Consider the following 13,353-nt stretch of genomic DNA (forward strand, 5'->3'; position numbering starts at 1 on the left):
TAAGTTCTCTCATTCATATATCCAAGAGAATTTATACCTTATTATTTTCCTTCACTCTATCAACTTTACTTACACTTTTCCTTAACTTGACGCGTATGGTTTTATCTACTGTCTCGAACTTACCTTCTTTGTTTTTCACTTCTAGTGAATCTATCTCGAAGAGTGAAGTATTGCCTAGCTTATTGGTAAACTGATTAATATCAACAATAATACGGTAGTTCTTGCCTTCTAAGCTGAAGTCTATATAATATTTATCCTTTTCTACCTTACCTTCTTCATCTTTAACTTGGTTATTCCTTGCAATTTCCCTAAATGCGTCTTCTGTTACTAGCAACCCATCCTTAATAACCTTCAGAGCTTTCAACTCAGATATTTCGTTATTTTTGCTGATAGCATATATTGCTAAATAAGTCAGCGCAGCAGCAACAAATGCTAAAACGCCCATTCCAAGTGGTGTAGCTGCAAAAGCTGCTAGCTTGCAAGTTGAAGGCCTCCAAAGCGGTGTTGAAAGTATTGCTAATCCACCTATAACGTATATAGCAGTAAATGCAACAAATACAGTGTTTGCTTTGTGGAGCTGGCCACAATGATTTTTGAAAGTTAGCATAAACGACTTCATTTAATAAAATATTAATATGCTTAAATTGTGTATAAAAGAACTGTCATAGTCAAGCTTTTTCGTAAGCTACCTGCCGCTTGAGCCAAAGCCCCCTGCATTGCGACCGGTTTCTTCTGCGCAGAATTCTTCTCTGTCATCCCAAATTACCTGAGATACAGGAGAAATAAGGATTTGTGCGATTCTATCTCCTCTTTTTATTTCGTATGGCTGATTACTTAGATTAATTAGACAAATTTTAACTTCACCTCGATAATCAGAGTCTATAGTGCCCGGAGAATTTAAGACAGTGATTCCATGTTTTGCAGCAAGACCAGAACGTGGGCGGATTTGCCCCTCAAAACCGTTTGGTATTGCAATCACAATTCCAGTTGGAACAAGTAATCTTTCAAGTGGATTTAAAACAGCAGAATCATTCAATGCAGCATAAAGATCCATGCCAGCACTCTGCGTAGTTGCATAACATGGAAGAGACAAGTCTTCTCCGTGTGATAATCTTTTTATTTCTACTTTAATTTTACTTCTTTGCACTCCAATTTACCATCTATGAAGACTCAATTATAGCATGTAAATTGTATCTGCAAAAGTGATAAATGTTACATCGTAAATGATGTCATTCCAGCGCGTGACGCTAGGCCATAAAATTCCTTGACAAGTTCAGTGCTCCTTTTTTTGTCATCCCAGTGCCCCTATGATGTCATTCCAGTCTGGAATCTAGTCCTTATTATGCAGCCACTTGGTTGAAATTAAGTCTTCTGGATCCCAGTGTCTGGGCACTGGGATGACACCCTGACAACCTTCATCCCGCTACTTGTTAGCGGGATCTAGAGATACCGCGAATGAATCGCGGTATGACGTGGATTGCTGTCATTCCAGTGTCAGCTACTTGAATGACACCCTCTTGGTATTCGTGTGGTTGTAAGCAGTATAGCTATAAATCACTCACAATCAATATGCTTGAATTACTCTCAGTAAATAAATCAAGCATAATGTTAGGTATTCTACCATCAACTATGTGAACAACTCCAGCACATTCCTCCGCCATTTTAACGTATGCCATAAGCCTTTCAATAAATTTTTCCCCTTTAATTTTCCCACAATCAATCGATGCATTTAAATTTTTAACAGATATCTTCCTGCCACCAATTTTATCTATTTCTTCATCTGTGTCACTCAAGATTATCATTTTAGATGCAGAAACTGCAATTGCAATTGCGCTTGCAGTGCTATCGGCATCAATATGATACGTTTCCCCATCTTTTCCATGACCAATTGGTGCAATAACTGGTATAAAATCTGATTCTTCAATAAAAAATAATATATCAGGATTGATTTCAGTGGGTCTACCGATGAACCCCATGTCTAATATCTTTTCGATATTATTTGATCTATCTTCTCTAAGCGTAGCGGTTATTTTTTCGGCTTTAATTAAGTGACCATCTTTTCCACATAATCCAATAGCTGAACCACCAGCAGAATTTATATACTGAACAATTTTTTTATTAACTGAACCACACAGTGCCATTTCAATGATTTTCATAGTGTCTTTGTCTGTAAGTCTGATACCATTCACAAACTTACTGTTCATATCCAGCATTTTTAACACTGAGTTAATTTCATATTCTCCGTCATGAATTATTACCGGATTTATACCAAGCTGCTTCAACAAGACAACATTATGCACAAAAGTATTAAATAGTGTTTCATCTAAGATTATTGTACCACCGCATTTAATGACAAAAGTCTCGCCTACAAAGCTAGGTATGTTAGATAGCACTTCAAGTAATATTTCTGCTTTTTGTTCAAATGATACCTCACCCTTTAAAAATTCACTACTCTTCATTTTTTTATCTTGTAAACTTGAAAAACTCATCTCTTACCTTGGTTATTTTATGCTTAACACGGATGCTCATTTGATGAATTGACACATTCTCATTATTAATCCATTTTTGAATATCTTCTATAACAGCACCTAAGCTTTTTTGACTTACTTTATCTATTTTTGTTAGCACAATGTTAAAGTTAATGTTATTATATATTAACCAATAAATGAAGTCTTTGTCTATTTCTTTTAATCCTACCTTGCTATCTATCAACACAAACACTCTTCTTAGATTTCTTCTTTGAATTAGATAATACTCAATTAAGTTTAAATATTGTATAATTTCCTCCTTACCTGCATGAGAATAACCATACCCTGGCAGGTCAACAAGCCTGAACTTATCATTGTACATAGAGTAAAAATTTATTTGTCTAGTGCATCCAGGTTTAGAGGAAACTCTGGCAGCTTTTTTGCTGTTTATCAGTAAGTTAATCAGACTGGATTTTCCTACATTTGATCTACCAGCAAACGCAATCTCTGGAGCCGATTCATCTGGTAATGTTTTTATGTCCGAAGCTCCAAATATGAAATTGCAGTTTGATGTTATCTGTTTTGCCATTATATTCAACTAGAAGGTAGTAGGTATATTATAGTGTTATTGCTTGATATAAGAAATTTTTTATTTCAGTATATATTACTTAGCTAGATCTGTGCTATATGGATATGGAAAATAATTTACAAGACTTAAAGAAAAAATTTAATGATATAGAGAGGAATTTGGAAAATCCTACCAATTTAAGTCAAAAAGAATTCATTACCCTTTCAAAGGAATACTCTGAGCTCAGGCCAATAATCAAGATAATTGATGAATATAACACGCTGAAAGAGGAAATTTCAGACTTAGAAGAAATAATGAAAGATGAAAACAGCGAAGGTGATATAAAAGAGTTAGCAAAAGAAGAATTTTTCGAAAAGCACAAGGTATTATTACCAAAAATAAAAGCAAAATTAAAGTTAGCATTATTGCCCAAAGATGAAGATGACTCAAGAAATGCAATATTAGAAATTAGAGCAGGTACAGGCGGAGAAGAAGCAGCATTATTTGCAGCAATGTTATTTCGTATGTATCAAAAATATGCAGAAAGAAGAAATTGGAAGTTCGAGCCAATAAGCATTTCTAATACAGGTATAGGTGGCTATAAGGAAGCTTCTGCACTCATTAATGGAACAGAAGTTTTTGCAAGGTTGAAATTTGAATCAGGGGTGCACAGAGTACAGAGAGTGCCAGAAACTGAATCCTCAGGAAGGTTGCATACCTCTGCCGCTACTGTTGCGATATTACCTGAAGTAGAAGAAGTTGACTTTAAAATAGAAGAAAAAGACTTACGAATAGATGTTTATAGATCCAGTGGTCCTGGAGGGCAATCAGTGAATACAACTGACAGCGCAGTAAGGGTCACCCACTTGCCAACAGGGATAGTTGTGATACAGCAAGATGAAAAATCGCAGCACAAAAATAAAGCTAAAGCGCTCAAAGTATTGAGGGCAAGGCTATACGAAATTGAAAGACAAAAAAAAGAAATGGAAAGGTCAACAATGAGGAAAAGCCAAATTGGCTCTGGTGATCGTTCCGAGCGCATAAGAACATATAACTTTCCACAATCAAGAATAACAGATCATAGAATTAATCTAACTTCACATCGGTTAGAGCAGATTATAAAAGAAGGTGAACTAGATGAATTTATTGAGGCATTAATTTCACGCAATGAAGCAGAAAGATTGGCCGGGGAAAGTTAGCAGCCTACAATGGAATATCTTTATTAATTACATAGGATCTTTTAAACGCAATAGATAGACAGTAAAAACAAGTTCTAGTACTATCGCGGATAAAACAAGAACAGCTACACTAATTGTTTGACCATTGTAAATGTAGCTTGTTAAGCCGATAAAAATAGCCATGATAAAAGCTCTAATGAACGAGACTGCAGAAGAAGCTGTGCCTTTAATTTCAGGGAAAACATTTATTGATGCATTAAAAATCACTGGCTGGAAAATTGCACAACCGATAGAAAAAATAATCATAGACAGTGTTACTAAGAGGTTGTCCGGAAACTAGTAAATTCAAGCATATTCCCTCTTTAACATAACCCTACTCATAGCTAGGTATATGAAATTCTCAGTGGATGTTGTGAGTAAATCATACTCCTTCGATAGCCTTCTATTCCTATTAACCCAAGCAAAAGTCCTTTCTACAACCCATCTTCTTGGCTGTACTTTAAACCCTTGTTCTCTTGTTGGTAGTAGCTCAGGTGGCGTATCTTTGTGCACCCAAAATCTACATGGAGGCCTTGTAACAATTTCAATATCTATGTCATATTCTTCCTTTATGTGATTCTTTAAATTTCTTCCTTGGTATCCCATGTCAGCCCACATTTTTTTAACTTTAGTATATTTTGTTCTCATATTGTTTAATGCTATTTTAATACCATCTCTATCATTTTCGTTAGCAGCGCCTACGTAACAACCTAGTATAAAACCCTGAGTGTCTGTAATTATATGCCTTTTTCTACCCTTTACTTTTTTACTTCCATCATAGCCTTTGATCCCCCCTTTTCTGTAGTCTTTACAGATTGACTATCTACTATACAGGCACTCGGCTGCTCATTCCTTCCTATTTTTCTTCTACTATATTTTGTAATTTCATAATTCATTTTCTCAAAAATTCCCTGCTTCTTCCATTGCCTGAACTGCTCATACACAGTCTTCCATAGCGGAAAATCATTTGGTAAATACCGCCATTGACACCCTGTACGCAATACATAGAAAATTGCTTCTAATATTTCTCTTTTGCTATACTTTGGCGGCCTTCCTCCTTTCTTGTATGATACTCTGAAGTGTTTTTCTATTCTTGCCCATTCCCTTTCGCTTAGATCTGTTGGATACTTTTTTCTCATCTTTACCCCGTACTAAAATTTCAGATATTATAGCCTTTTACTTGTTTCCGGACAACCTCTTAGAGGTTGTCCGGAAACAAGTAAACTTAGGCATATTCCCTCCGTAACATAACCCTACTCATAGCCAGATATATGAAACTTTCAGTAGATGTTGTAAGTAAATCGTACTCTTTTGATAGTCTTCTATTCCTATTGATCCAAGCAAAAGTCCTTTCTACCACCCACCTTCTCGGCTGTACTAAAAATCCAGGATCCCGTTGTGGCAATAGTTCTAGTGGTGTATCTTTATGCACCCAAAACCTACATGGAGGCCTTTTCACAATTTCAATATCTATGCCATATTCTTCCTCTATATGGGTTTTTAAATCTTTTCCTTGGTACCCCATATCAGCCCACATTTTTTTTACTTTAGTATATTTTGTTCTCATATTGTTTAATGCTATTTTAATACCATCTCTATCATTTTCATTAGCAGCTCCTACGTAACAACTTAGTATAAAACCCTGAGTATCTGTAATTATATGTCTTTTTCTCCCCTTTACCTTTTTCGCACCATCATAACCTTTGACCCCCCTTTTTCCGTGGTTTTTACCGACTGACTGTCCACTATGCATGCGCTCGGCTCTTCATTTCTTCCCATTTTTGACCTACTATATTTAGTGATATCATAGTTCATTTTCTCAAAAATCCTCTGTTTCTTCCATTGCCTAAACTGCTCATATACAGTCTTCCATAGCGGAAAATCATTTGGTAAATACCGCCATTGGCACCCTGTACGCAATACATAGAAAATTCCCTCTAACATTTTTCTTTTACTATATTTTGGCGGTCTTCCTCCTTTTTTGTATGATACTCTGAAGTACTTCTCTATTTGTGCCCATTCCCTTTCACTTAGATCTGTTGGATACTTTTTTCTCATCTTTACCCCATACTAAAATTTCAAATATCATAGCCTTTTACCTGTTTCCGGACAACCTCTTAAGAAATCTTACACTGTCTCCGAATAAACACATCCTCTTATCTTTCCCTAATCTGTAAAGTTATTTTGTCTATCAATCTGATTCCAAAACAGCAAAATTATTGTATAATGTTACTTTGAAGTTTTATTTTCAATGCACAAGTTTGCAATACTTTTTTCTATACTGCTTGCAATAGTTGCTTACTACCTAAACAATGAAATCATATTTGAAATAGCAAAGCTATTTAGTGATATCTTTATCAGCTTGCTCAAATTAATAAGCTTACCTCTGGTTTTTTTATCCATAGTTTCCACAATTTCCGGGCTCAAAGACTCAATTGAAATCAAAGTCTTAGTTAAGAAAACACTATTTTATACTCTGCTTACAACTATTATAGCTGCGTTTGTTGCATTATCGTTTTATTTGTTAATAGATCCAGCAAGAAAAAATTTCATAAGTAATACAATAGGGAGTATTAACAGCAATAACCACAGTTATTTTTCATATTTAAAATCACTCATTCCTTCTAATTTTGTGCAAGTTTTTCTTGAAAATAATATGATTGGTAGCATATTAATCGCTTTTTTGATGGGTGGAGCTATTGTTTCACTTTCAAAAGAAAAGCAGGATATATTATATCAAGTATTCTCTGCACTTTTTGATACGCTACTTAAAATTGCTCAAGGGTTATTAAAATTTATTCCGCTTGCTGTTTGGTCTTTTATTACTTGTTTTTTGCATGAATTAAAAGGCGGTAGTGAGTTCTACAATCTTTTATGGTATTTTGTTTGCATAATGTCTGCAAATTTTGTGCAGGCATTTCTGATTTTACCGCTATTTATGTGGTATAAAGGCATATCACCAATTCAAACGCTGAAAGGGGTTATGCCAGCACTCACACTTGCGTTTTTTTCTAAATCATCCAGTGCAACATTGCCAACAACTATAGAATGTGTGCAGAACAAGCTAAAGGTGCCAAAGAAATTATCGTCTTTTATTTTACCAATATGCACAACAATTAACATGAATGCATGTGCTGCATTTATACTAATCACTGTAATGTTTGTTGCAGAAATGAACGGATACGTATTTTCCTTAAGCGAAATGTTGATATGGATTTTTTTAGCTACAGGGGCTGCAATTGGTAACGCTGGAGTGCCGATGGGGTGCTATTTTATGGCAACCAGTTATCTCATGTCGATGAATGTTCCTCTGCATATTATGGGACTGATTTTGCCTATTTATACAATCATCGATATGTTTGAAACTGCAATAAATGTGTGGTCTGATGTTTGTATCACTCAGATAATTAATAAAGAATGTAATAGTGAAACTTAAAAAATGATATTAGACGAAAATAACCTAATAATAAAAGAATTTAAAGAAGCAGAAGCAATTTTGCATGGGCATTTTGTTTTATCATCCGGGCTGCATAGTGACACATACATACAGTGTGCGAAGATTTTTGAAAATCCAAGCAGAGCCATGAAAGTTTGCGCATTATTAGCAGATAAAATAAAAAAAGAATTAAATAGCTCCATAGATTTAATATTATCTCCTGCAATTGGTGGAATAATTGTGGGTTATGAGATTGGCAGGCAGCTTGGAATAAAGACAATGTTTTGCGAGCGCGTTAATGGTAAGTTTGAATTACGCCGTGGATTTAAGATCAAAAAGGGTGAGAAAATATTGCTCATTGAAGATGTAATAACCACAGGTAAATCTTCACTTGAAGCAGTGGAATGTGCAGAAGGGGAAGGAGGTAAAGTTGTTGCTGAAGCTTCTTTGATAAAGAGAAATAGTGAAACGAAACTGCCTTTTCCTGTCATATCTTTGATTGAACTGAACATCAAAAACTACAGCGAGGAAGAACTTCCAAGTGAATTAAAACAACTACCCATAACAAAACCTGGGAGTAGGGAATATTTAACAAAGTAATCCTATAATATCTTGGAAACACAGCATTTATACACAGCTTTAGTTATTTACTCCAAGTGTATTTTATGTATACTTATTACTAAATTAATTTTGAAATGATAGAAAATGAACGAATTTAAATCGATCCGAAATATAGCAATAATCGCACACGTTGACCACGGTAAAACTACTTTACTTGATAACATGTTAAAACAAAGTGGCACATTCCGCGAGAATCAAGAAGTTCAAGAACGAGTGATGGATAGTGGCGACCAAGAACGTGAGCGCGGGATTACAATACTTGCAAAATGCACATCAATAATGTGGGGTGATGAAAAAATCAATATTATTGATACGCCAGGGCACGCAGACTTTGGTGGAGAAGTAGAAAGGGTATTGTGCATGGCAGACGGCGTGTTGCTGCTGGTTGATGCTGCAGAAGGTCCCATGCCACAAACAAAATTTGTGCTCTCAAAAGCACTAAAAGCAAATTTGAAGCCAATTGTGATAATCAATAAGGTCGATCGACCAGACAGCAGAATTGATGAAGTATTAAATGAAATATATGAGTTATTTTTTAACCTTGATGCAACCAACGAGCAGCTAGATTTTCCAGTGTTGTATGCTTCAGGTAGAAATGGCTGGTGTGCTAAGGAGCTTTCTGATGAAAGAAAAGATTTAAGCCCATTATTTTCAACGGTTATAGATTATATAAAACCTTCTGTTTATAATCAAAATGCACCTTTTGCTATGTTGGTCACTCTACTTGAGTCTGATAAGTTTCTTGGCAGAATATTGACAGGAAAGGTTTATCAGGGCATTGCAAAAGTCAATTCAGATCTTAAGGTGCTTGACCTCGATGGCAAAGTAATTGAACGAGGAAGATTAACTAAGTTGCTCTCATTTTCTGGCTTGAAACGCATTCCAGTAGAACAAGCTGTGGCAGGAGACATAATTGCAATTGCAGGGCTTGAGGAAGCTTCAGTTTCAGACACTATAGCAGCACCAGAGGTTACAACTGCAGTAAGCTCAACTCCAGTTGATCCGCCGACAATGGCGATTACTCTGAGTGTTAATGATTCACCTTTTGCTGGGCAAGAAGGTACAAAGCTTACCTCAACTGCTATAAAGGATCGCTTATACGCGGAGGCAGAAACAAATGTTGCAATTACTGTGACTTTAGCACCAAGCGGTGAAGCGTTTGAAGTAGGTGGACGTGGTGAGCTACAGCTTGGGGTGTTAATTGAAAATATGAGGAGAGAAGGTTTTGAGCTTTCGGTATCACGCCCTCGAGTGCTATTTAAGGAAGAAGATGGCAAAAAACTTGAACCTATAGAGGAAGTAGTAATTGATGTAGATGATGAATATAGTGGAATCATCATGGAAAAACTCAGCTTCCGTAAAGGTGAAGTAACTGACATGAGACCTTCTGGTAATGGCAGGACAAGATTAACGTTTTTAGTGCCATCAAGAGGATTAATCGGTTATCAAGGAGAGTTTTTAACTGATTCTCGTGGCACAGGCATAATTAACCGTTTATTTCACAGTTATGCTCCACATAGAGGTCCAATTTCTGGAAGGCGCAATGGAGTTTTAATTTCTACAGATAAGGGTGAGGCTGTGGCATATGCAATTTTCAATTTGCAAGACAGGGGAATTATGTTTATTAAGCCACAGGATAAGGTATATTGTGGCATGGTTGTCGGCCAGCATAGCCGTGACAATGATTTGGAGATAAATGTGTTAAAGGGTAAGCAATTAACAAACGTAAGAGCTTCAGGTAGTGATGAAGCTATAAAGCTCACTCCACCAAAGATAATGACACTGGAGGATATGATAGCGTATATAGATGATGATGAATTGGTGGAAGTAACTCCAAAATCTATACGTTTACGCAAGAAATTCCTTGATCCAAATGAACGTAAGCGTGCAGGAAGGGCAAAGAATAAGGAGTAATCAGAGGTTGAACATTTGCGAAAAATAGTGTATAATTATTCGTCTCCTAATTGTATTTAATTATGGCCTTTTCGAAATTTCTCGATCCAAAAAACAATTTCGCGTTCAAGAGAATATTTGGCACTGAGAAAAATAAAGATATTCTCATTCACTTTCTCAATGATATATTGGGCTTCGCTGGCAAAGATGAAATAGAAGAAATAGAATTTCTCAGCACTATCATGGATGCTGAGATTGCCTCTAAAAAACAAAGTATTGTTGATGTTTTCTGTACTGATTCTGCTGGAACCCAGCTAATTATTGAAATGGTGCGACCTGAAAGTCTTCGGTCATATTGTTTAAAAGGAGAGGAATTCCTTCAGAAAGAAACTAAAAGAGTTCTAAAACTTATTAAACCAGATGTTTTGCCATCTGAGTCTACGCATCAGTGCGAATCGGGTAACCGGTTGGTGCCAAGCGATGCGGACAATGAACCTCCTCTTGAAAAAGAAGATGCTCAATCGTGAAAGGAGCATAAACTACAAGCATCATGTGGTTGGAGAGCTAGGCTTAGTGGTATGGTGAACGTAAGTGAAGCTTCATAAGTATCGTAACGATTAAAGAGCTAAAGATGCTGATAAGCTCCGACCAAAAGGTAATGTGACATTTTTCATTTCTGGATGTACGCAAATCACCGGTATAGAGAAGTCACCTAACCCACTGTTGTATGACAGAAGGAACAGGGTAAGCCTGTATTTCCGCCTATATGGCAAGCAAACCGCAAGGAACGCTGATGAAAATGCAGGTAAAGGATAATGGAGAAAGCGAATGCCATTTTGTAACGAAATGTATAGAATTTGTAACATTAATTCGCGTGAAAACGAGCAGATTTCCATTTGGTCCCTCGTGACAAGAAACTTTGTTAACCACTTGAAGTAGAGAAGCAGATGACCTTACCCACAGAAATGATGAAGAAATTAGGAATATTTTTTACAAAAAGGACAATACTAACAAAAGAACTTTATTCTATTTATACCAATTCTCATTGTTGTCCAGTCAAATAGGAAACATTGCAGAGTTGTTTAGTTGTGGAGCTGGCAAGAGAAGTAATAAATTTGCACAAAGCACCCTCAAGTAGAGCAATTGTATCGTATATTTTATTGCGCAAAATGTTCTGTTTTATATATAACCAAAGCCTCTCAACAGGATTTAGCTCAGGTGAGTATGGAGGTAGGTATATAATGTCGATATTTTTAGGTACCTTTAAATTTTTTGACCTATGCCAACTAGCACAGTCCATAACGAGAAAAGCCTCTCGTGTTTCTAGATATTGCGAAATTTGCTCAAGAAATATGTTCATGCAATCAGTGTTGACATTTGGTGCAAATAAGCTAGAACTCTCTCCATTTCTAGGATTAACTGCACTATAGAGATAGAAATTTTGCCTACCTAATTTTGTTTTAACCTGTGTTCTAATCCCCTTTTTAAACCACCCATGTCCAACTTTTGAATGTGTGCCAAACCGTGATTCATCAAAGAAAAATAGCTCTTTTTCTGGATACTTGCTAATAGCTCCATTGAGATTTTTTTTTGAATTCCTCTTTTTTGCTTTTATCTTGTCCATTATGAACTGGTCTTGGTGTAATATATGAGAATTTCATCTTTTGCATATGGCGGTGTACTGTAGATTTGCTGATATTTAATCCGAACTTTTCCTGGATTCTTATTCTCATTTCTTTAATGGTGATATTAGGATTTTCTTCTATCCACTCTTCAATTTGCTGTAGTTGAGCCTGATTTAATTTAGTTTTTCTACGACGTTGTGAAGGAGCAAACAGTTTTTCTTCTCTGCCAATTTTCAAGAGTTTTACCCACGAAGTTAGTGCGCTTCTTGAAATGCAATATATTTTTGCTACAGCCGTTATACTGTACTTTTTTGCTGCAATTACAGCATTTAGTTTTTTTGAAACATATGCATTATTCCTTACTTTCTTCAGCATTTCTTTTGCTGATTCTACTACTTTTTCATCCAATAATTTTGATCTTAATGCCATTTAAACCTCGCTATTTTACTTACTTCAGTATGGCTTTTCTTCCATCATTGTCCATCTGTTTGCCCTGTAATGGGAATTGGTATTAGAGGTTGTCCGGAAACAGGTAAAAGGCTATGATATTTGAAATTTTAGTATGGGGTAAAGATGAGAAAAAAGTATCCAACAGATCTAAGTGAAAGGGAATGGGCACAAATAGAGAAGTACTTCAGAGTATCATACAAAAAAGGAGGAAGACCGCCAAAATATAGTAAAAGAAAAATGTTAGAGGGAATTTTCTATGTATTGCGTACAGGGTGCCAATGGCGGTATTTACCAAATGATTTTCCGCTATGGAAGACTGTATATGAGCAGTTTAGGCAATGGAAGAAACAGAGGATTTTTGAGAAAATGAACTATGATATCACTAAATATAGTAGGTCAAAAATGGGAAGAAATGAAGAGCCGAGCGCATGCATAGTGGACAGTCAGTCGGTAAAAACCACGGAAAAAGGGGGGTCAAAGGTTATGATGGTGCGAAAAAGGTAAAGGGGAGAAAAAGACATATAATTACAGATACTCAGGGTTTTATACTAAGTTGTTACGTAGGAGCTGCTAATGAAAATGATAGAGATGGTATTAAAATAGCATTAAACAATATGAGAACAAAATATACTAAAGTAAAAAAAATGTGGGCTGATATGGGGTACCAAGGAAAAGATTTAAAAACCCATATAGAGGAAGAATATGGCATAGATATTGAAATTGTGAAAAGGCCTCCATGTAGGTTTTGGGTGCATAAAGATACACCACTAGAACTATTGCCACAACGGGATCCTGGATTTTTAGTACAGCCGAGAAGGTGGGTGGTAGAAAGGACTTTTGCTTGGATCAATAGGAATAGAAGACTATCAAAAGAGTACGATTTACTTACAACATCTACTGAAAGTTTCATATATCTGGCTATGAGTAGGGTTATGTTACGGAGGGAATATGCCTAAGTTTACTTGTTTCCGGACAACCTCTTAGAATATAAAGTTACAATAAATTTTCCTGTCATCTCCAAATAAATTACATTAACTTAGTATTGTATATTGTTAATAACTTAAATAATACAACC

General features: G+C 35.9%; 12 protein-coding genes and 2 pseudogenes. 6 read left to right on the plus strand and 8 right to left on the minus strand.

What is annotated here, in order from left to right; all coding sequences use genetic code 11:
* Window positions 1-31 precede the first annotated feature (31 nt).
* The 4 genes from OPR21_RS03810 to yihA form a co-directional block, all read right to left on the minus strand.
* On the minus strand, window positions 32-607 hold the full coding sequence (locus OPR21_RS03810; RefSeq protein WP_236514537.1) for a hypothetical protein: 576 nt from the start codon (window positions 605-607) through the stop codon (window positions 32-34).
* Window positions 608-685: 78 nt separating this feature from the next.
* Window positions 686-1,147 (minus strand): dUTP diphosphatase, encoded by a 462-nt coding sequence (gene dut, locus OPR21_RS03815; RefSeq protein ID WP_006279458.1) that lies wholly within the window; start codon window positions 1,145-1,147, stop codon window positions 686-688.
* 400 nt (window positions 1,148-1,547) lie between these two features.
* Window positions 1,548-2,459, minus strand: a complete 912-nt coding sequence (gene argB, locus OPR21_RS03825; protein WP_006279509.1) for an acetylglutamate kinase — start codon at window positions 2,457-2,459, stop codon at window positions 1,548-1,550.
* A 4-nt stretch (window positions 2,460-2,463) separates the two neighbouring features.
* Window positions 2,464-3,057 (minus strand): ribosome biogenesis GTP-binding protein YihA/YsxC, encoded by a 594-nt coding sequence (yihA, locus tag OPR21_RS03830; RefSeq protein ID WP_015588868.1) that lies wholly within the window; start codon window positions 3,055-3,057, stop codon window positions 2,464-2,466.
* A gap of 98 nt (window positions 3,058-3,155) precedes the next feature.
* Between yihA and prfA the strand changes: the two genes are divergently transcribed.
* A complete protein-coding gene (gene prfA / locus OPR21_RS03835; protein WP_007548640.1) occupies window positions 3,156-4,235 on the plus strand; it encodes a peptide chain release factor 1 in 1,080 nt (359 codons plus the stop codon).
* A 27-nt stretch (window positions 4,236-4,262) separates the two neighbouring features.
* Here prfA and OPR21_RS08570 read toward each other — a convergent pair.
* From OPR21_RS08570 to OPR21_RS03850, 3 genes and pseudogenes are all read right to left on the minus strand, one after another.
* Window positions 4,263-4,535, minus strand: a pseudogene (locus tag OPR21_RS08570) (multidrug effflux MFS transporter); the annotation flags it as partial.
* 24 nt (window positions 4,536-4,559) lie between these two features.
* A protein-coding gene (locus OPR21_RS03845) for an IS5-like element ISWpi1 family transposase (protein WP_236514306.1) occupies window positions 4,560-5,392 on the minus strand; the annotation gives its coding sequence in 2 pieces (ribosomal slippage) (window positions 4,560-5,023 and window positions 5,023-5,392; 834 coding nt in all).
* Window positions 5,393-5,478: 86 nt separating this feature from the next.
* A protein-coding gene (locus OPR21_RS03850) for an IS5 family transposase (RefSeq protein WP_265029708.1) occupies window positions 5,479-6,311 on the minus strand; the annotation gives its coding sequence in 2 pieces (ribosomal slippage) (window positions 5,479-5,945 and window positions 5,945-6,311; 834 coding nt in all).
* Window positions 6,312-6,504: 193 nt separating this feature from the next.
* Here OPR21_RS03850 and OPR21_RS03855 point away from each other — a divergent pair.
* The 4 genes and pseudogenes from OPR21_RS03855 to OPR21_RS08495 all read left to right on the plus strand — a co-directional run.
* Entirely contained in the window at window positions 6,505-7,689 is a 1,185-nt protein-coding gene (locus OPR21_RS03855) for a dicarboxylate/amino acid:cation symporter (protein ID WP_010082165.1), read from the plus strand.
* A gap of 3 nt (window positions 7,690-7,692) precedes the next feature.
* Window positions 7,693-8,289 carry an orotate phosphoribosyltransferase gene (pyrE, locus tag OPR21_RS03860; RefSeq protein ID WP_006279657.1) on the plus strand — a complete coding sequence of 199 codons (597 nt, stop codon included), beginning with the start codon at window positions 7,693-7,695 and terminating at the stop codon, window positions 8,287-8,289.
* Between the two features lie 105 nt (window positions 8,290-8,394).
* Window positions 8,395-10,224 carry a translational GTPase TypA gene (gene typA, locus OPR21_RS03865; protein WP_065094924.1) on the plus strand — a complete coding sequence of 610 codons (1,830 nt, stop codon included), beginning with the start codon at window positions 8,395-8,397 and terminating at the stop codon, window positions 10,222-10,224.
* Window positions 10,225-10,286: 62 nt separating this feature from the next.
* Window positions 10,287-10,532, plus strand: a pseudogene (locus OPR21_RS08495) (PD-(D/E)XK nuclease family transposase); the annotation flags it as partial.
* Between the two features lie 713 nt (window positions 10,533-11,245).
* Here OPR21_RS08495 and OPR21_RS03875 read toward each other — a convergent pair.
* Window positions 11,246-12,257, minus strand: a protein-coding gene (locus tag OPR21_RS03875) for an IS630 family transposase (RefSeq protein ID WP_265029892.1) whose coding sequence is annotated in 2 segments (ribosomal slippage) — window positions 11,246-11,794 and window positions 11,796-12,257 — 1,011 coding nt in all. Because the reading frame shifts where the segments join, the coding sequence is not laid out codon by codon here.
* A gap of 144 nt (window positions 12,258-12,401) precedes the next feature.
* Here OPR21_RS03875 and OPR21_RS03880 point away from each other — a divergent pair.
* A protein-coding gene (locus OPR21_RS03880; protein WP_265029708.1) for an IS5 family transposase occupies window positions 12,402-13,234 on the plus strand; the annotation gives its coding sequence in 2 pieces (ribosomal slippage) (window positions 12,402-12,768 and window positions 12,768-13,234; 834 coding nt in all).
* Window positions 13,235-13,353: the final 119 nt, after the last annotated feature.

This window comes from Wolbachia endosymbiont (group A) of Philonthus cognatus (genome assembly GCF_947251755.1).
GTDB classification, from domain to species: domain Bacteria; phylum Pseudomonadota; class Alphaproteobacteria; order Rickettsiales; family Anaplasmataceae; genus Wolbachia; species Wolbachia pipientis.

Coding starts and splice junctions, on each gene's coding strand:
- yihA (WP_015588868.1), bottom strand. CDS start 3,057: ATGGCAAAACAGATAACATCAAACTGCAATTTCATATTTGGAGCTTCG.
- prfA (WP_007548640.1), top strand. CDS start 3,156: ATGGATATGGAAAATAATTTACAAGACTTAAAGAAAAAATTTAATGAT.
- argB (WP_006279509.1), bottom strand. CDS start 2,459: ATGAAGAGTAGTGAATTTTTAAAGGGTGAGGTATCATTTGAACAAAAA.
- pyrE (WP_006279657.1), top strand. CDS start 7,693: ATGATATTAGACGAAAATAACCTAATAATAAAAGAATTTAAAGAAGCA.
- typA (WP_065094924.1), top strand. CDS start 8,395: ATGAACGAATTTAAATCGATCCGAAATATAGCAATAATCGCACACGTT.
- OPR21_RS03810 (WP_236514537.1), bottom strand. CDS start 607: ATGCTAACTTTCAAAAATCATTGTGGCCAGCTCCACAAAGCAAACACT.
- OPR21_RS03855 (WP_010082165.1), top strand. CDS start 6,505: ATGCACAAGTTTGCAATACTTTTTTCTATACTGCTTGCAATAGTTGCT.